This is a genomic window from Klebsiella grimontii (assembly GCF_042137965.1).
Lineage (GTDB): Bacteria > Pseudomonadota > Gammaproteobacteria > Enterobacterales > Enterobacteriaceae > Klebsiella > Klebsiella grimontii.
The window spans coordinates 1,801,156-1,820,188 of sequence record NZ_CP169721.1 but is presented as its reverse complement, the minus strand read 5'-3'; the positions used below and the strand labels follow the sequence as shown (position 1 = coordinate 1,820,188).

Annotated in this window: 17 protein-coding genes; 4 read left to right on the top strand and 13 right to left on the bottom strand. The window is 58.5% G+C overall.

Going from position 1 to position 19,033, the window contains the following annotated elements; genetic code table 11:
- Nucleotides 1–28 precede the first annotated feature (28 nt).
- Nucleotides 29–922 carry a lipid kinase YegS gene (gene yegS, locus ACE3MN_RS08660; protein ID WP_004138656.1) on the top strand — a complete coding sequence of 298 codons (894 nt, stop codon included), beginning with the start codon at nt 29–31 and terminating at the stop codon, nt 920–922.
- Here yegS and ACE3MN_RS08655 read toward each other — a convergent pair whose 3' ends face one another.
- The 12 genes from ACE3MN_RS08655 to dalD all read right to left on the bottom strand — a co-directional run bounded on the left by ACE3MN_RS08655 (nt 923) and on the right by dalD (nt 14,194).
- Nucleotides 923–1,393, bottom strand: coding sequence for a hypothetical protein (locus ACE3MN_RS08655; protein WP_024359165.1), 471 nt, complete (start codon nt 1,391–1,393; stop codon nt 923–925). It lies immediately after the preceding gene.
- Nucleotides 1,380–2,186 carry a winged helix-turn-helix domain-containing protein gene (locus tag ACE3MN_RS08650; RefSeq protein ID WP_024359166.1) on the bottom strand — a complete coding sequence of 269 codons (807 nt, stop codon included), beginning with the start codon at nt 2,184–2,186 and terminating at the stop codon, nt 1,380–1,382. Before ACE3MN_RS08650 ends, ACE3MN_RS08655 begins: the two co-directional genes overlap by 14 nt.
- Nucleotides 2,187–2,601: 415 nt before the next feature.
- Entirely contained in the window at nt 2,602–3,375 is a 774-nt protein-coding gene (locus ACE3MN_RS08645; protein WP_024359167.1) for an ABC transporter ATP-binding protein, read from the bottom strand.
- 10 nt (nt 3,376–3,385) lie between these two features.
- Nucleotides 3,386–4,249, bottom strand: coding sequence for an ABC transporter ATP-binding protein (locus ACE3MN_RS08640; RefSeq protein WP_032710982.1), 864 nt, complete (start codon nt 4,247–4,249; stop codon nt 3,386–3,388).
- Nucleotides 4,221–5,126, bottom strand: coding sequence for an ABC transporter permease (locus ACE3MN_RS08635; RefSeq protein WP_004138649.1), 906 nt, complete (start codon nt 5,124–5,126; stop codon nt 4,221–4,223). The genes ACE3MN_RS08640 and ACE3MN_RS08635 overlap by 29 nt, the downstream gene beginning before the upstream one ends.
- Entirely contained in the window at nt 5,123–6,160 is a 1,038-nt protein-coding gene (locus ACE3MN_RS08630; protein ID WP_004138648.1) for an ABC transporter permease, read from the bottom strand. Before ACE3MN_RS08630 ends, ACE3MN_RS08635 begins: the two co-directional genes overlap by 4 nt.
- On the bottom strand, nt 6,157–7,779 hold the full coding sequence (locus ACE3MN_RS08625) for an ABC transporter substrate-binding protein (protein ID WP_201160415.1): 1,623 nt from the start codon (nt 7,777–7,779) through the stop codon (nt 6,157–6,159). Before ACE3MN_RS08625 ends, ACE3MN_RS08630 begins: the two co-directional genes overlap by 4 nt.
- A 64-nt stretch (nt 7,780–7,843) precedes the next feature.
- Nucleotides 7,844–8,998 (bottom strand): mandelate racemase family protein, encoded by a 1,155-nt coding sequence (locus ACE3MN_RS08620; RefSeq protein ID WP_024359170.1) that lies wholly within the window; start codon nt 8,996–8,998, stop codon nt 7,844–7,846.
- Between the two features lie 298 nt (nt 8,999–9,296).
- Nucleotides 9,297–9,959: an HAD family hydrolase gene (locus tag ACE3MN_RS08615; protein WP_049087591.1), complete on the bottom strand. Its 663-nt coding sequence runs from the start codon at nt 9,957–9,959 to the stop codon at nt 9,297–9,299.
- 48 nt (nt 9,960–10,007) lie between these two features.
- Nucleotides 10,008–11,285, bottom strand: a complete 1,278-nt coding sequence (gene dalT, locus ACE3MN_RS08610; RefSeq protein ID WP_004138639.1) for a D-arabinitol transporter — start codon at nt 11,283–11,285, stop codon at nt 10,008–10,010.
- 68 nt (nt 11,286–11,353) lie between these two features.
- The gene (gene xylB, locus ACE3MN_RS08605) at nt 11,354–12,817 is read right to left on the bottom strand and encodes a xylulokinase (protein ID WP_101868361.1); all 1,464 of its coding nucleotides are present in this window, start codon (nt 12,815–12,817) and stop codon (nt 11,354–11,356) included.
- Nucleotides 12,818–12,826: 9 nt separating this feature from the next.
- Complete coding sequence (dalD, locus tag ACE3MN_RS08600; RefSeq protein WP_024359174.1) at nt 12,827–14,194, bottom strand: D-arabinitol 4-dehydrogenase; 1,368 nt, start codon at nt 14,192–14,194, stop codon at nt 12,827–12,829.
- A 206-nt stretch (nt 14,195–14,400) separates the two neighbouring features.
- On the opposite strand from dalD, the gene ACE3MN_RS08595 reads away from it, so the two are divergent.
- Nucleotides 14,401–15,342, top strand: a complete 942-nt coding sequence (locus ACE3MN_RS08595; protein WP_024359175.1) for a sugar-binding transcriptional regulator — start codon at nt 14,401–14,403, stop codon at nt 15,340–15,342.
- A 21-nt stretch (nt 15,343–15,363) separates the two neighbouring features.
- Here ACE3MN_RS08595 and ACE3MN_RS08590 read toward each other — a convergent pair whose 3' ends face one another.
- Nucleotides 15,364–16,365 carry a substrate-binding domain-containing protein gene (locus ACE3MN_RS08590; RefSeq protein WP_049130873.1) on the bottom strand — a complete coding sequence of 334 codons (1,002 nt, stop codon included), beginning with the start codon at nt 16,363–16,365 and terminating at the stop codon, nt 15,364–15,366.
- Nucleotides 16,366–16,621: 256 nt separating this feature from the next.
- Between ACE3MN_RS08590 and ACE3MN_RS08585 the strand changes: the two genes are divergently transcribed.
- Both ACE3MN_RS08585 and ACE3MN_RS08580 read left to right on the top strand, forming a co-directional pair.
- Nucleotides 16,622–17,371 carry an SDR family oxidoreductase gene (locus ACE3MN_RS08585; protein WP_049087595.1) on the top strand — a complete coding sequence of 250 codons (750 nt, stop codon included), beginning with the start codon at nt 16,622–16,624 and terminating at the stop codon, nt 17,369–17,371.
- Between the two features lie 30 nt (nt 17,372–17,401).
- A complete protein-coding gene (locus ACE3MN_RS08580) occupies nt 17,402–19,009 on the top strand; it encodes an FGGY-family carbohydrate kinase (protein ID WP_155552448.1) in 1,608 nt (535 codons plus the stop codon).
- The last annotated feature ends 24 nt before the right edge of the window (nt 19,010–19,033 follow it).

Here is a 19,033-nt window from a genome sequence, read left to right as displayed (position 1 = left end):
ATTACTGAGCAACAAAGGTCCCCTGATAATGTCCACGTTTCCAGCCAGCTTACTGATTCTGAATGGCAAAGGCGCCAATGAACCGTCGCTACGAGAGGCGGTTAAATTGTTACGCGACGAAGGAATTGATATTCACGTCCGCGTGACCTGGGAAAAAGGCGATGCCGCTCGGTTTATCGATGAGGCCCTGAAGCTGAATGTCGAAACGGTGATTGCCGGCGGCGGCGATGGCACCATCAATGAGGTGGCGACGGCGCTGGTCGAGCGCGACGGCGATATGGCGCTGGGAATTTTACCGCTGGGCACGGCGAACGACTTCGCTACCAGCGTCGGTATCCCCCAGGAATTGGCCAGCGCCCTGAAGCTGGCCATTGTTGGCCGCGACGTGGCGATAGATATTGCGCGGGTTAATGATAAGACCGGTTTTATTAATATGGCCACCGGCGGCTTTGGCACCCGAATCACGACCGAAACCCCGGAGAAACTCAAGGCCGCGCTCGGCGGCGTCTCTTATTTAATCCACGGCCTGATGCGTATGGACGCGCTCAAACCGGACCGCTGCGAAATCCGCGGCGAGAACTTTCACTGGCACGGCGATGCGCTGGTCATCGGCATCGGCAACGGACGCCAGGCCGGAGGCGGCCAGCAGCTGTGCCCGGAAGCGTTAATTAACGACGGCCTGCTGCACCTGCGCATCTTCACCGGCGAAGAGCTGATCCCTACGCTGTTCAGCACCCTCGCCAATCCGGAAAACTCACCGAATATTATCGACGGCGTCTCATCGTGGTTTGAGATAACCGCTCCCCATGAGATGACGTTTAACCTCGACGGCGAACCGCTAACCGGTAAAACCTTCCGGATGGAGCTCTTACCGGCCGCGCTGCGCTGCCGACTGCCGCCCGACTGCCCGCTGTTACGCTAATCAGGCTTCGCAAAGTAAAGACGGCGCCCGGCTGGTATACAGCAGCCGGGTACGCTCGTTAAGCCGCTGGATGTTCAGGTAAAACGGCACCTGCGGCTGCAGGAAAAACGAGGGCAGGATGCGCTTTATGTGCTCCTCCTGCTCGGTCTCGCCGATGCTGGCCGAGACGGTTTCTGAACGCAGGAAGTAGTGCCGGCCGTCGCGGGTAAAGCTAAACCAGATGTTCTGATTAATAGTAAACGACTCGCCCTGCGGCGGCGTAATTTCCCCGCGAACAATCACCAGCCCGCGGCTGCTATCAAATACATAGCGTAACGAAATATCGCCCTGGTAACCTGCGCTAAATAGCCGCAGCTCCCCGCTACACTGAAAATGGTTGCGCTGCCAGTATTGCCAGGATTTTATTGCTACCCCAGTTAATATGCCGATAAATACGATAGTGATTAACCAGTTAATTTCACGCCGGCGCATTGACTACCTCCTTAATGTAATATTTGGTGAGGCATTGATTATCACGCCATTGACTAAATTTTTGCTGACAGCTAATCACCGAAACGCGGGCTCCCCCAGGATAAAGCGTCAAATAAATCCACGAATATTTTTCACAATCAAATTTGCTACGATTGATAAAAGTCGTATGCCGAACGTGATCTACCACATCATTATTGGCAAAAAAATGACATTGTTGCGAAAATTTAGCATTAATGGGCACATAACTTTGCAAATAAGAGTCGAATTCTGTGTACCACGCAACAAAACCGCCCACCAGACAGCTCAGCAGCGCCGCAAGCCCCCACAGAAGAGAGCTTCGCGGCCTTAACCGCTTTTTTCCCGGCACACTCGCAGCAGCGACCTCCTTATGCCCAGGCTCGTCAACGTGCGGGCGTTGTTCCTCCGCGACCGGCGTCTTTTCCGCCTCGTCCGGCTGAAATTCCGTCATCGTTAATGTCGCCTCCAGCCTGACGCCCACTCTCGGCACCGTAATAATAATATCTTCCTCGACGCCCAGTTCCTTAAATGCGCGGCGCAGCAGGGAAATATTCTGATAGAAACCGTTGCTGGTCACCTGGGCACCATGCTTTATCCACACTTCCTCGAAAAAGGTTTCACGGGCTACGTTTTTGCCATCCTGCTGAATAAGCAGCAACAGGCAGCGGCTGGCCGGCATATTTAATGATACCGCTTTCGTCTCGTCAGCAATGAGTATTAAAACGCTACGTTGCGGAGTAAATTCCACTATTCCATTAATCGTATATTTTTCCATCCTGTTCCCTGAGCGTGGTAATCATGTGGATGAGCGGCATGGGTACCGTATTTTAAATACGATAATCCTCCATGACGGAGATGACAGCTTAAGATTTTTCGCAAGCGAGTTTACTCTATTACTCAGCGGATCTGGAGGCACAATACGCAGTTTTTCCTTGCTATTAACAAGGTTTAAGCGAATTTACAGAAGGGATGATTTTGCACTTTAAACAGAAAATGGTCGTTTATGTCATTAAAAACCATAAATATAAATTATAGTTTCACGAAATTTCATTTATACGAAAGATATAATCATTTTAGATCTAAACACCACTTTTACATTAATATACGATATTTATAACTATAAATACATATAATTTCAATCTTTTATCTAAAAAATGGCGCACACTCCGGTAGAGAATGCGCCATATTGCCTAATAGGCAGCCACCGCCCGCGCCATTTCGCGCGTATATTGCTGGCTGGCGTTAACCAGCATCTGCGTATAGGCCGTTTGCGCTTCGCCGTTGACCAGCGCGTCCACCGTCAAAGTTTCGAGGATCTTGCCATACTGCATCACCGCTACTTTCTGGCATAAGTGGGCAATAACGCCCAGATCGTGGGTCACCATCAGGTAAGTGAGCTTCGCCTCCTGCTGCAGCTCCGCCAGCAGGTTGAGGATCTCGGCCTGCACCGACACATCCAGGGCCGATGTCGGCTCATCCAACAGCAGCACACGTGGCTCAAGGATCAGCGCTCTGGCAATCGCCACGCGCTGCCGCTGGCCGCCGGAGAGCTGGTGCGGATAGCGTTCGCGAAAGGCGCGATTGAGGCCCACTTTGTCCAGCAGCGCATTGATCCGCCGGTCGCGATCGCGAATGCGATGAATCTGTAACGGCTCTTCGAGGATGTCGCCAATGGTGTGACGAGGATGCAGCGAACCGTACGGATCCTGAAAAACCATCTGCACCTGCCGGCAGCGCTCGCGGTTAATCTCGTGGCCTAAACGCTGACCATCGATTGCCAGCTCCCCCTGCCAGTGGGTAAACAGCCCCGCCAGACACTTCAGCACCGTGGTTTTACCGGAGCCGGACTCGCCCACCAGACCGTAGATCTCGCCGGGCTTAACGTGGAAACTGACGTCATACAGCACCTGATTGCGCTTCTCCCCTTCGCCGAACGCGAGGTTGAGATGTTGAACTTCAATCATCATCCGCTCCTTATTCCGTTAACCAGCTGGCCTGACGCTGCAGCACCGGCAGTATCGGGCGACGATGCTGCATATCCGGCAGCGAGTTAATCAATCCCTGAGTATAGGGATGGCGGGCGTTATCGAGATCCCTAGCGGCGATGGACTCCACCACCCGTCCGGCGTACATCACCAGCACGCGGTCGCAGAAGCTGCGCACCAGGTTGATATCGTGGCTAATAAAAATCAGCCCCAGCCCGCGCGACTGAACCAGGTCATCCAGCAGGCCCAGCACCTGCAGGCGCACCGACACGTCCAGCGCGGAAGTGGGTTCATCGGCGATCACCAGCTCCGGGTCGGTAATCAGCATCATGGCGATCATGATGCGCTGCCCCTGCCCGCCGGATATTTCATGCGGATAAAGCTGATAAACGCGCTCCGGCTGGCGAATACGCACCACCTCCAGCATCTCCAGCGCCTTTGCTTTGGCCTCATCTTTACGCCCCGGATGATGGGTAAGCCAGGCCTCGGCGATTTGCTTGCCGACGCAGACCACCGGATTGAGCGAATATTTCGGGTCCTGCATAATCATGGAGATACGCTTACCGCGTACGCCGCGCATCTGCGCTTCGCTAAGATGCCGCAGGTCGAGGTCGGCAAACTGCATCCGGGCGGCGGTGACGCGGGCTTTTTTCGGATGCAGCTGCAGCAGCGCGCGCCCAACGGTGGACTTACCCGAACCGGACTCGCCGACAATTGCCAGCTTTTCGCGCCCCAGCTGGAAGGAGACGCCGCGCACTGCATGGGTCACCGCGCTGCCGTTAACAAAGTCGACGCACAGATCGCGTACGTCGAGCAGCGGAGCATTACTCGCTGCGAGGATCGAGGATGTCACGTAGGCCATCTCCTAAAAAGTTGAACGCTAAGCTGTTGATCAGAATCGCCAGCCCCGGAATCGTAACCACCCACCAGCACTCCATCATATAAGTGCGCCCGCTGGAGATCATCGCCCCCCACTCCGGCTCCGGCGGCTGGGCGCCGAGGCCGAGAAAGCCCAGACCGGCCGCGGTCAGAATGATCCCCGCCATATTCATGGTGATGCGGATAATCACCGACGGCAGACACAGCGGCACGATATGTCGCCAGAGGACGCGGGCCGATGACGCGCCCTGCAGACGTACGGCGGAGATAAAATCGGCCTGGCGCAGAGAGAGGGTTTCGGCGCGCGCCAGACGGGCAATCGGCGGCCAGGCGGTAAGCGTGATGGCGATAACCACGTGCTCCAGCCCCGGACCTAAGGCGGCGACGAACGCCAGCGCCAGAACCAGACTCGGGAAGGAGATGAAAATATCGGTAACGCGCATCAGCACCATATCGACTTTGCCGCCGAAATAGCCGGCGCTGACGCCGAGCAGCAGCCCGAGCGGACCGACGGTCACCGAGACCAGCAGCACGATGTAAAGCGTGATGCGCGAGCCGTACACCAGGCGGCTAAAGATATCCCGGCCAAACTCATCGGTGCCGAACCAGTGCTGCGCGTTCGGCGCGACCAGCGCGCTGTTCAGGTCCTGCACCAGCGGGTTATAAGGCGCAATCAGCGGCGCGAAAATCGCCACCACCAGCAGCAGAAAGATAATTCCGCCGCCGATCGCCGTTAGCGGGTTGCGCGCCATTTTGCCGATAAACCCGGCCGTCCGCGACGCCGCGCGCCGCAGCCGCTGGCGGCCTTCACCCGTGCCGTCGGAAAGCGGCGAATCCAGAGAAACGGTCATGATTTTGTCCTCGGGTCAAAGAATTGATACAGCATGTCGGAGAGCAGGTTGAGCATCACGAAGATCACCCCCACCAGCAGCACGCAGCCCATCACCGCATTCATATCGCCCAACAGCAGGCTGCCGGTGAGATAGGAGCCAAAGCCCGGCCAGGAGAAGACGGTTTCAATCAGTACCGCGCCTTCCAGCAGCGCGCCGTAGGCCAGCGCCACCACCGTCAGCAGCTGTACGAGGATATTGCGAAACGCGTGGTTCCAGATGACCTGACGCTCGGTCAGCCCCTTCACCCGTGCGGTAATAATGAACTCCTGCGACAGCTGGGCCAGCATAAAGCTGCGGGTCATGCGGCTGATGTAGGCCAGCGAGTGAAAGCCGAGCAGCGAGGCGGGGAGAATCAGGTGGTTAATCGCGTTCCAGAACACCTGCCCGTTGCCCGCCAGCAGCGCATCGACGGTCATCAGACCGGTACGCCGCGGCACGATACCGTCCAGCCCGAGGTCTACCCGACCGGCGCCGCCCACCCAGCCAAGCCAGGCGTAGAACAGCAGCAGCCCCATCATCCCCACCCAGAAGATCGGCGTTGAGTAGCCCGCCAGGCTGATAATGCGCACCACATAGTCGGAAATACTGTTGCGTCGCGCCGCCGCCAGCACGCCAAGCGGGATGCCCAGCCCGGCGCCGACGAGAATCGCCATCGTCGCCAGCTCCATGGTGGCCGGGAAGACGCGGATAATATCGTCCACCACCGGTTTCCCGGTCAGCAGCGCGTTGCCCAGATCGCCGTGCAGCAGGTTGACGAAATAGATCCCAAACTGGGTGGTCAGCGATTTATCAAACCCCAGCTGCTGGTAAACCTGCTGATAGGTACTCTGATCAGCGTCCGGGCCGACAATCGCCAGCACCGGGTCGATGGGCATAACGCGGCCGATGGTGAAGGTCAGCAGCAGCAGGCCGAACAGGGTAATCACCACCTGCAGCAGCCGTTTTGATAAGCGCCGGCCGCGTGAGCCGGGCGCAAGGATTGCGGTGCTCATCCTTTCTCTCCTTCGCGGATTTTGTAGACGTCACGCAGAAAAGTGGTGGCGGAGGGGTGCGGCTGATACTCCCGCACCTCGTTGCGCACCACCACCGAATCGACCATCTGCGAAAGCGGAATTAACGCCGGGATCAGCTGGTCGTAGCGCGCCTGAATGGCCTGGTAATCGGCGACCTGCTTTTGCGCATCGCGTTCCAGCAGGGCGTGGTCAATCATCGAATTGAGCTGCGGGTCGTAAAAGCCGGTGCGCCAGCCCTGGAAGTTGGTCAGGCGCGCCTCATCGCTGTTATCCGGGTTATAGACCAGCGCGCGCAGGCTGGAGTGCGGGTGCGGCTCCATGCCGCTGCCGCCGCGCCCCACCAGCAGGTCAAATTTACGCTCGCGCATCGCGCCATAAATCTGGTTACCGGTGCCGGTGATGATTTTGGCGTTAATCCCCGCCTGCATCAGCGTCGACTGCACGGCGATGGCGATATTGAGAAACGGCTGATCCGCGAGCACCCGCAGCGTGGTATCAAACCCGTTGGGATAGCCCGCTTCCGCCAGCAGCTTTTTCGCCCGCGCCACGTCCAGCCTGTAGCCAGGATCGGGCAGCGTTGACGGCATACCCGCCTTAATCGGCCGCTGATGCAGCACCCCGTAGCCCGGCATCAGCGCTTTATTGATGCCCTGATAATCAATCAGATAGCGCACCGCTTCGCGCACTTTCGGGTTAGCGAAGTGCGCCTCTTTCATGCTCATCGCCACGTAGTACATGGTGCCGCGCTGCACCGCGTCGACGGTCAGCTGAGGGTCGCCGCGCAGGGCGTTGATGTCGGAAACCGCCATATTGTTGGCAATATCGAGGTCGCCTTTTTCGATCATCAGGCGCAGGGTTTGCGACTCCTGGAAATGGCGCAGCACCACGCGGCTCATTTTCGCCTCGCCGCGCCAGTAGTCAGGATTGCGCTTCATGCGCAGCACATCTTTTGCCTGCCAGGTTTCCAGCGTGAACGGCCCGGAACCGGCTTCATGGGTGGTCAGCCAGCGGTTGCCCCAGTCATTATCCTGCTGGCGGCTTTGCACCGTTTTGCTGTCCAGCACCCCGAGGTTGCCCAGCGCCGCCAGCGAGTAGATAACCAGCTGCGGGTCGTTATCTTTCGGCAGCACGATCTGCACCGTGAAGCTGTCCGGCGCGCTGACCTGGCCGTCGATATTTTTCTTACTAAAGCCGTAAGACTTCCACACCGAGGCCTGCGCGAGGTTGAGATGCAAAATACGCCGCATCGACCACACCACGTCGGCGGCGGTCAGCGGGTTGCCGGAGTGAAACTTCACGTCGTCGCGCAGATGAAAGGTCAGGGTTTTACCGTCCGGGCTGATGTCCCAGGATTTCGCCAGCGCGGGCCTGACGTTGGTGAGCTGCTCAGGATCAAGCTCCACCAGCGAGTCGTAGAGGTTAACCACGATCCCCACCACTTCGTTCCCGGTCATCGCCGCCGGGTCAAGGGTGAGCAGGTTATTCATATTCATGCCGATGATGAGCTGATCCGGCGGCGTTTTCGCCAACGCCGCCCCGCTCCCCATCGACACGGCGAGCGCGAGTAAGCACGCTGCCAGTAAGGAGTTTTTTTTCATATCTATCGCCTGTAGGGTACTCAGGCGTCGCGACTCAGCACGCGCCTGTTTTTTTAGTTATTCATCAGTCGTGGCTAACGGTATTGGCTTCGATCCAGGCAAAATTAATGTCTTCGCCGAGACCCGGACGCTGGGACAAATGCACAAAGCCCTGGTCATCCATAGGATCGACAATGCTGTTGAGATAGGCCGCCGGCTCATCGTAGTCGAGGAATGGATGCAGCAGTCCGCGCTCGTACCAGCGGCAGTTGCGGATCGCGCCGACCACCGCCAGGCTTGCCGCGCCGTTGCCGTGGACTTCGCAGTCCATACCGAAGGATTCCGCCAGCGCCGCCACCTTCATGGTGGGGGTAATGCCGCCCACGCCGTTGGCCCCGGCGCGCAGGATGTCGCAGGCTCCGGCTTTCACCCACTCGGCGCGCATATGGTGCTTGCCGCCGAAGCTCTCCGGTCCGACGATGGGAATCGACAGGTTTTCCGCCAGCCACGCGTAGGAGGACATCGAATCCTCCTCCATCGGCTCTTCAAACCAGGCGAAGTTGAGTTTTTCCAGTTCTTTGCCAATCCACAGCGCCTCGGCGCGGCTGTACCAGTGATAGCCGTCAATCATCAGGTCGATATCCGGCCCTACCGCTTCGCGCACCGCCGCGCAGGCTTTAATGTCCATCTTCGGATTGGGCGCAAAAGCGATCGGCGGCATCCAGGTGTGCAGCTTGATGGCCTTATAGCCGCGGGCGACCAGCTTTTCGGCAAAGGCGGCATACTCCTCCGGGGTCGACAGACCGCCCGGCAGATCGTCGCCGCACATGGTGCTGCCGTAGGCGGGGACGGTATCGCGATAGCCGCCGAGCAGTTTGTACACCGGCATATTAAGCTTGCGGCCAATCAGGTCCCACAGCGCCTGTTCAACAAACGACAGCGCGCGCTCGGTCAGCTGATGGGCGCTGCCGCGCTGCCAGTGGTTAAGATCCTGCCAGATACGCTCGCGGTTAAACGGGTCCTGCCCCACCATCACCTTGCGAAAAAAGGTGTTCACCACGAACGGGCGTACCACTTCCGGCGGTGCAAACGAAAAACCCCGGGTGCCATCATCGGCGGTAATGGTCAGCATCGCCATTTTCGCCATGCTTTCCGCTCCCGGATGGGAGTGCCCGGCGCTGTCGGAAACCCGACGCGTGGGATACTGGAAAACGGTGACATTTACAGATTCAATTTTCATGCTCGGTCCTTATCACGGCCAAATCCGATCTATAGAGGTAAATCGGTAAAGTGGTTTCACATTATTGAAAAAACGTTTCAATATCTAATCTAAGCACAATTACGTAGCAGTGCCTCGGACAAACACCGCTAAGCAAGGCAATAAATTTGGGCATTGGCACAACAGGACGTGACTGTTTTCACAAAAGATGGGCGATATGTGAGAAGGATCGTCATGGTGAAAAAGGGGGCGTGAGCGCAGAAAAGAGAGTGACCGACCGGGTACATCCCGAGATGTTCTGCGCCCACGAAAGAGTCAGTTATTCGACCGCTTCCGCCGCTGCGGTGAGGGTTTCCAGCAGCTCAGGTAAAGCCTGATAGCGGCCAGCGGCGGCCTGGAAGCGCGCATGCTGGCTATCTTCGGCAATAATCACCGTGGCGATCCCTGCGGCCCGGGCCGCGCTAAAGCCGTTGAAACTATCTTCAATCACCAGGCACCGGCTGGCGTCGAGATTGAGCTTACGCAACGTCGTCAGATACACCGCCGGATGCGGCTTGCCCTGCGCTTCATCATCCGCGCTGGAGATAACGTCAAAATAGTGCCAGAGCGAGAGCTTGTTCAGCACCGCGGAGATAACCTGCCGGGATGAAGACGTGGCGAGCGCAATCTTATAGCCCGCGTGGCGAAAATAGCGTAACGCCTCATGCACCCCGCGCATCGCCTCGCCTTCGGCGGCGATCAGGCCGGTGATACGCTGCAGTATGGCCTCTTCAAGCCGCTGCGGGGCGAGGTCAAGCTGGCAATACTGACACCAGGTGCGGGCAATGTCGTCGAGGCGTTTACCTTTGGTCAGCCTTTCGCACTCCTCATCGCTCGCCGTTGCCCCCCAGCGGGCGAGGGCTTCGATTTGCGCCCGTCGCCACAGGGATTCGGAATCAATAATGACGCCATCCATGTCAAAAATTACTGCCTGAATACTCATCATCCACCTCGTTAAGGCTGGCATGCCGGGCATGCCAGCCGCATTACCTTAAGAGAACTCCACCTGCTCGCCGGCCGGCGCTTCCTTGCGGGTAAAACCCGGCTGCTCGACGCGAATAAACGCGCAGAGGAAAAAGGCCGCCACGTACAGCGCGGTATAGGCGATCACCACCCCGATAGTGCTGAAGAACGGCAGCAAAATCACCGCAATGGCCGGCGCGAGAAAGTTCGACATCCCCGCCGACAGGTTGTAAACCGAAATGGCCGCCCCTTTGTGCTTCGGCTCCAGCGCCGGGAAGACCGCCGCCAGCGGTACGAACGCGGCGACAAAGATCCCGAGGGCAATGGCCGGAATCATCGCCATCGCGAAGTTATGTCCGAAATGCTGCGGAATGTAGTAAAACGCCAGGCTGGAGAGCGCCATACCGATGCAGCCAAACCAGCGCACCACCTTCATCCAGCCCAGTTTTTCCCCGAGAATGCCCCACAGCACGTTAGAGAAAATGGTGGTGAAGAAGAACACCGCCCACACCTGCAGCCACTCGGAGGTGGTAAAGCCCAGCTCATCGACAAACATCATCGGCATAATCACTGCAAAGCCGAACAGCGAGAGGGTATTGATAATCCGCACCATGCTCGACAGCAGAATATTGCGGTTGGTATAGAGCAGCGTCGCCGCGCGCCCCAGCTCGGAAAACTTCTCGCGGGTGGTCAGGTTCTGCATATGGCGCGGCGTTTGAATATGGCGCAGGGAAGCCAGCGCGATGATGCCGCCGGTGACGCAAAAAGCCAGCGCCAGCCATAGCGTCCCCAGCTCGCCGATATGCGGAATGGTAAAGCTCGGAATATAGCTGCCGAAAACGCCGATGCCGATCGAGTAAACCGCCCAGAACCAGCCGATCGCCGAGCTGGCGTTATCGCTTTTCACGTTGTGGATAATGGCCACGATAAACGAGTAGAGGAACAGCGGATACGCGAAGCCGCGAATACCGTAAAAAACGAGGATCAGCGCATAGTTCGCATGGCCGAGGCCGAAGACGAGAAACAGCACGTGGAACACGCACCACAGCACGAAGCCAATCATCATGGTTTTCAGCGGGGTAATAATTTCCGCCACCACGCCGGAGATCCACGCCGACAGCGCCGCGGCCAGGCCGTAGAGGGTAAAGGCAAATGAAGCCTGCGCCGGAGAGAAGCCGAGCTCTTTGATGTAATGCGAGAGAAATGCCAGTTCAAAACCGTCGCCGGTCATGAATACGGCAATGGCGATGTATCCCCAGAGCAGGTTCAGGGGTAAGCCGAGCCACTGTTTATTATTGATAGACATAATGACCTCGTTTTAGGGTACAGGAGGCCGTTCCGGTCAGTTCACCGGAACGGTTATCGTGATAAAAATTAGTGCTGCCGATAGTTCAGATCGTTTAAATACAAGGAGTTAAACTGCGCGTAGCGGCGCATCAGGGTCTGATGGCGTACCGGGTCAGCGCGCCAGGTCTGCCAGACCTCCGGTTTTTCACACACGGCGGCAAGCGGTTTGCCCGCCGCCAGGCAGGCCAGCCGCGCCGCGCCCAACGCGCCGCCGGTTTCTCCCCCTTTGTGGGTCACCACCGGCATATCGAGAATATCGGCCAACAGCTGCGCCCAGAACGGGCTGCGGGCGCCGCCGCCAACCAGTGAACATTGTTCAATCCGCGTCCCGCTCTCTTTCAGCACCCGCAGGCCGTCGTTGATGCCGAAGCTCACGCCTTCCAGCACCGCATAGCCGAGCTGGGCGCGCAGGCTGGAGTGGGTCATGCCCCAGAACATGCCGCGCGCGTCAGGATCGTTGTGCGGAGTACGTTCGCCGGAGAGATAGGGTAAGAAGAACGGCGCATGGGCCTTCTCCTCCTCGCTAAGTTGGGCAATCTCCTCCAGCAGCGCCACCTCCGTGGTGCCGGTCAGGCGGCAGAACCACTGCAAACAGCTGGCGGCGCTGAGCATGACGCTCATCTGATGCCACAGATTCGGCAGAACGTGACAAAAGGCGTGTACCGCCGACTGCGGCGCCGGACGATAGGCGTCGGTCACCACAAACAGCACCCCGGAGGTGCCAAGCGAAATAAACGCGTCTCCCGGCGAGACCGCGCCGACGCCGATGGCGCTGACCGCGTTATCGCCGCCGCCTCCGGCAACCGCTACCGAGGCGTTCAGCCCCCAGCGCTCGGCCACCTGCGGGTCAAGCGTGGCGGACACCTCGCAGCCTTCGACCAGGGTCGGCATCTGGCTGCGCGACAGGCCGCACTTATCCAGCAGAGAATCGGACCAGTCGCGCTTCGCCACGTCCAGCCACAGCGTCCCGGCGGCGTCCGACATATCGGAGACTTTCTTACCCGTCATCCGGTAGCGCAGATAGTCTTTCGGCAGCAGCACCGTGGCGGTGCGCTGAAAGTATTGCGGCTCGTGGCGGCGTACCCACAGCAGCTTCGGCGCGGTAAAGCCCGGCATCGCCAGGTTTCCCGCCACCTGATGCAGCTCCGGCGCCATCTCTTCCAGCTCCGCGCACTCCGCGGCGCAGCGGGTGTCGTTCCACAGAATGGCCGGGCGAATCACCTCCCCCTCGGCATCCAGCAGGACCGCGCCGTGCATCTGCCCGGAAAGGCCGATCGCTTTAATAGCCGGCCAGTGCTGGGCGCATTTTTCCCGCAGCGTGGCCATCAAATACTCCGTCGCCTCCCACCATGACTGCGGCGACTGTTCTGACCAGTGCGGATGGGGACGCTGAATACTCAGCGGCGCGCTATGGCTGGCGATAACCTCATTGTTCTCATCAATGACCAGCGCTTTGACTTCCGATGTGCCGAGATCGATACCCAGATACATAGCCACCTCTTATTTAATCAGCGTATAAACGGCGGCGATCTTCTCGCGCATCAGCGCCAGGAAATCGGCATTGTCGGCAAGCGTGCCAAACAGCGCTGTATTGCGGGCGTACAGGGCCACCGGATCCTGAGCTTCAAACATTTCATGTACCGCCTGAGCGTCGAGGATACCGTCCTGGTACTGATACGGCAGGGTTCCTTTATGCCACTGTTCCATAAAGACGAAGAACAGCGCGGGCAGCATGGCGGTCGCTTCCGGGCGGACGCCGCGCTGGTAGCACTCCTGGAGGGTTGGCGCGATCATCGCCGGAATTTTCGAGAAGCCATCGGCGGCGACGCGCTGGTTGGTGTCCTGGATATACGGGTTGGTAAAGCGCTTGAGCACCACGTCACGATAGGTCGGCAGGTCAATGCCGTTATCGCCGAGGCACGGAATCACATCCTCGGTGACGTAGCGGTCGGCAATGGCGTAGATGAAGTCGGTCAGCGTACTTTCATGAATATACTGCTGGCCGATTAACGTCCCCGCCCACGCGATGCAGCTATGCGAAGCGTTGAGAATGCGGATTTTCGCCTCTTCATAAGGGATCACCGACGCAACCATCTCCACGCCGACTGCTTCCAGCTTCGGGCGCTCATCGCGGAAGTTGTTTTCCACTACCCACTGGATAAAGGTCTCGCCCATCACCGGCGCTTTATCGTCAATACCGGTTTGCGCTTTGATGCGCGCGGGCAGGTCCGCCGCCGGACGCGGTGTAATGCGGTCGACCATGGTATTCGGACAGGTGGTGTTGACGGCCATCCAGTCAATCACCGCTTGCTTGCCGGTTAGCTGCAGAAACTCAACCATACCGTCGTGGAAGCGTTCGCCGTTATGGCGCACGTTATCGCAGTTCAGCAGGGTCAGCGGCCCGGCGTTGTCGGCCATGCGCTTTTCCAGAATCCGCGCGAGGGTGCCGTAAATGGTTTTGCACTCCCCTGCCAGATCGGCCTGCAAATCGGGGTTGCTGGTTTCCAGCTGATGGCGGGTATTCAGGTAGTAGCCCCCTTCCGTCACGGTAAAGGCGATAACTTTGGTCTGCGGGTTTGCCCCTTCGTTAATCAGCGGCTGCAGCCCGGCCTGCCACGGCAGCAGTTTTTGAATGGAGGTGATTTCTTCATATTCGCGCTCCCCTTCCGGGCTGACGGTTTCCAGCACGTAACGCCCCCCCTGCGCCGCCAGCGCCTGGACCACCTGCTCGGCGTCGTTGCGGATATTCCCCGCCGCGATATGCCAGCGCTTATCTCCGGAAGCGATCAAACGATGCAGATACCACGCCTGGTGAGCGCGATGAAAAGAACCCAGACCAATGTGAAGCCATGTGAATTGATTGTTCATGTTCTGCTCTCCTTGAGTTGATGAGTTCACTGTAATTGATCATTTGACCGAAATAAGAGCCATGGATCACAAAAGAATAATTACCCAACCAAATTACAAATGACCATAAAAGAGCAAAAGCTTGCCAGTTATCCCGACCACGGCCAGAATGCGGGTATTCGCCGGGTGAAATTATCGCCGCGGCCAGCAACTTAGGGCGGGAAACCATGAGCAAAGAAGACGATATCCGGCTGGATCAGAAGGTCCGCGCCGCGTGGATGTACTACATCGCCGGGCAGAATCAGAGCGAAATCGCCAGCCAGCTTGGCACCTCGAGGCCGGTGGTGCAGCGGCTGATCGCCGCCGCGAAAGAAGAAGGGATCGTGTCGATTAGCCTGCACCATCCGGTGGCTAACTGCCTCGATTACGCGCAGCTGCTGCAGGAGAAGTACCGGCTTATCGAGTGCAATATCGTGCCCGCCTTTAACGAAGAAAGCACCCTCGATAGCGTGTCGTTCGGCTGCTATCAGCTGATGGCCCGCTATCTGCAGGATGATAAAGAGAAAATCATCGGCCTGGGTTCCGGCCTGACCCTGAAAAAAGCGCTGCAGCGCATCGATTTCGATAGCCAGAATACCCGCTGCGTGGCGCTGATCAGCGCCATGGACGCCGACGGCCAGTGCAACTATTACGATGACGTCCCGCTGCTGCTGACCAGCAAAATTAAGGCCAAGTACTATCAGTGGCCCGCGCCGCGCTACGCGCAGACCCAGGAGGAGTACGACATGTGGTGCACCAGCCGGCTGTTTTGCAGCGTTTCCGCCGTCGCCCGCCGGGCGGACGTTATTTTTGTCGGCATTGGGCCATTAGGTACCCAAAGCCCGATTTTCAAAGACGGCTTTATCAATCAGGCGCAGATGGATGAGCTGACCGCCCGCGGCGGCATCGGCGAGATCATGGGGCGCTTTATCGATGCCGAAGGCGGCGTGGTTGACAGCGAAATCAATAGAATGATTACCAGCTATGACATTCGCCAGAACCAGTGTCCGCGTATCGCGGTGGCGTGCGGCGAGTACAAACGTCCGGCGATTCTGGCGGCGCTTAAAGGCGGCTGGATCAATGGCCTGGTGACCGATGAACATACCGCCCGCTGGCTGCTGACGCGCTAACGTCAACCGCCAGCAAGCGGCTCAGCGGCTGCTCATCAACAGCGGCGGGATTTCAATCCGCTGCTGGCTGGCATCGCCGGAATCGATAATCTGAAACACCGCTTCCAGCATCGCCGGCACGTCCTGCTGCACCATGTCGATATCGTGCCCCAGCAGATAGACAAACGGGTCCCAGTCAAAGCAGCCCATCGGCGGCTGCTCGCTGCCGGTCAATCCCGCCTGCGATAGCCAACGCACCACTCCTTCCAGCGATATCGTCGAGTTGACAAATATCCCCGGCAATGAGGTCTTCGCGGCGCCAAACCGCGCTTGTAGGCAGGCCTCGACTTTACCTTTCGAATAACCGGGCGCCAGGATGTTCTCCTGCGGCACGCTCAGCCCCTGCTCCCGGTGCGCATCGTGAAAGCCGCGTAAACGCTCGCTGGTATTATGGTCGCCGCTGCGTCCGCCGATAAAGGTCAGCGGCGCCAGCGTCCCACGACGCCCGGCGCTGTTGGCGAGGATCTTATGCGTCAGCGCCTTCGCGCCGCCGTAGTTATCCGAAATCACCGATGGCGCAAGAGAACCCGGCAGGTCGAGATTAACCACCGGAACCCCCGCCTGCTGGCATAAGGCGGTAATTTTATCCGGGTTGGTCGCCCCGGTCGCCACCACCCAGTCAACCTGCCAGGAGAGCATCGCTTTTACCGCTTCAATTTCCAGCTCCGGGCTACGGCGCGTACAGGTAATGATCGGCAGCAGGCCGCGCTCGCGGGCCATCTCCTCAAAACGCTCGGCGACTGAACCGAAATAGCGGTTATCGTATTTGGGGACAATCATGCCAATGACGTGCGATTTTTTACTGCGCAGCATGCTGGCCTGGCGGTTAATGGCATATCCCTGCTCTTCGGCAATCCGCGTCACCTTTTCGGCAAGCTTCGCGCTGATGCGGCGCTTTTTCCAGTTGCCGTTAAGAATGGCACTGACCGCGCTCGCCGAAACGCCGGAGAGTTCCGCCAGGTCGTAAATCGTGATTTTCTTCATTTTTCCAACTTGCGTCACAAAATCATTTCGCTGTTAATTTCCCCACTTGCTCAATCGATGAAGCTGGAGCAACATGAGCTTCATCGATTGAGCTTGCATTTTACCCGCCGGAGTCTTCACGCATTGATCGTTAATATTCCAGCGAACATCAAATAATGGGGCTCATATTCAATACCTTAACAAGTTTTCGCCCCTGGCGTCGAACGTGATGCCCTCGTGTTCGTTAGCGCCAACTGACTCTGTAAAGGATTATAAAATGAACCACTCTGTCTCCTCTATGAATACTTCCCTCAGCGGTAAAGTCGCCGCTATCACCGGCGCGGCATCCGGTATCGGCCTCGAATGCGCGAAAACCCTGCTCGGGGCTGGCGCTAAAGTGGTGCTTATCGACCGCGAAGGCGAGAAGCTCAACAAAATCGTCGCTGAACTAGGCGAAAACGCCTTCGCCCTGCAGGTTGACCTGATGCAGGCGGAACAGGTTGATAACCTGCTGCAGGGCATTTTACGCCTTGCCGGACGTCTCGATATTTTCCACGCCAACGCCGGAGCCTATATCGGCGGGCCGGTGGCTGAAGGCGACCCGGACGTATGGGACCGCGTGCTGCATCTCAACATCAACGCCGCCTTCCGCTGCGTGCGCAGCGTCCTGCCGCATCTTATCGCGCAAAAATCCGGCGATATTATCTTCACCAGCTCTATCGCGGGCGTGGTGCCGGTGATCTGGGAACCTATCTATACCGCGTCGAAATTTGCCGTCCAGGCGTTTGTGCATACCACCCGTCGCCAGGTTTCCCAGTACGGCGTGCGCGTCGGCGCCGTGCTGCCGGGTCCGGTGGTCACCGCCCTGCTGGACGACTGGCCAAAAGCAAAAATGGACGAAGCGCTGGCCAACGGCAGCCTGATGCAGCCGATTGAAGTGGCCGAGTCGGTATTGTTTATGGTCACGCGCTCGAAAAACGTCACCGTACGCGACATCGTGATTCTGCCTAACAGCGTCGATCTCTGACCGTTCAACCAGCCTGTGTGAGAGGATTTTATGCAAAGCGATACGCAACATATTATTGGCGTCGATGTCGGTTCGGGCAGCGTTCGCGCCGGGGTGTTCAATCTGCGGGGCGACCTTCTCGCCCACGCGACCCGGGAAATTACCCTGTTTCGCAGTGCCGGAAATGTGGTGGAACAGTCGAGCCGCGAGATCTGGCAGGCGGTGTGCTACTGCATTAAAACGGCGGTGGCCAGCGCCGGGGTCGCTCCATCGTCAATTGCCGGTATCGGCTTCGATGCCACCTGCTCGCTGGTGGTGATCGGCGAAAACGACGCGCCTCTGGCGGTCGGGCCTTCGGAAGATGCGGACCGTAACATTATCGTCTGGATGGATCATCGCGCCACTGGCCAGGCGGAAAAAATTAACGCCACGGGCCACCCGGTGCTGCAGTACGTTGGCGGCAAAATCTCGCCGGAGATGGAAACGCCGAAAATTCTCTGGCTGAAGGAGAACCGCCCGCACATTTACCAGCAGGCGCGCCACTTCTTCGATCTGGCGGATTATCTGACCTGGCGCTCAAGCGGCGATTTAGCCCGCTCGGCGTGTACCGTGACCTGTAAATGGACCTACCTGGCGCATGAACAACGCTGGGACGCCGGGTACTTCCGCCAGATTGGCCTCGAAGAGCTGGCGGATGAAGATTTTGTCCGCATCGGCCAGCGGATTGTCGATCCGGGAACCCCCTGCGGCGACGGCCTCTGCGCCACGGCGGCAGAAGAGATGGGCCTGCCGGTCGGTACCCCGGTGGCGGTCGGTATGATCGACGCCCACGCGGGCGGCATCGGCACCGTCGGCGTGCTGAACGGCGCGGTCAACAATATGGCCTACGTCTTCGGCACCTCCTCCTGCACCATGACTTCCACTCAGGAAGCGGTGTTCGTGCCCGGCGTCTGGGGTCCTTACTATTCGGCGATGGTGCCGGGATTGTGGCTGAGCGAAGGCGGACAGAGCGCGGCCGGGGCGGCCATCGACCAGTTGCTGAGCTTCCATCCGGCTGCGGCGGAGGCTCGCGACCGGGCGAAAGCCGCAGGCCTCCCGCTGCCGGTCTGGCTGGCGGATCGCGTGCTGGCGCAGGTGGAAACTCCTTCTGCGGCGGTTAACCTCGCCGCCGGGCTGCACGTGGTGCCTGAATTTTTAGGTAATCGGGCGCCGCTGGCCGACCCGCATGCGAAAGCGATTATCGCCGGACTGGGGATGGAACGGGATTTGGACAACCTGATGGCGCTCTACGTCGCCGGGCTGTGCGGGATCGGTTACGGCCTGCGGCAGATTATTGACGCGCAGAAGACGTGCGGCATCCGCAGCGAGAATATCATCATCAGCGGCGGAGCCGGGCAGCATCCGCTGGTGCGCCAGCTACTCGCCGATGCCTGCGGCGTTACCGTAGTTAGCACCGCCAGCAGCGAGCCGGTGCTGTTAGGTTCGGCCATCCTCGGCGCGGTAGCAGGTAAAGTCGCCCCTTCACTGCCGGAAGCGATGAAGCAGTTTACGCGGGTGGATAAAACCTATCGCTGCGTTGCGCAGTATAGCGCCGAGCATCAGCGGCGCTATGAAGCGTATAAAACGCTACAGCACACGGCGCGGCTGATTCGCGAATAAGCGGGATCCCGGAGGCGGCGCTTG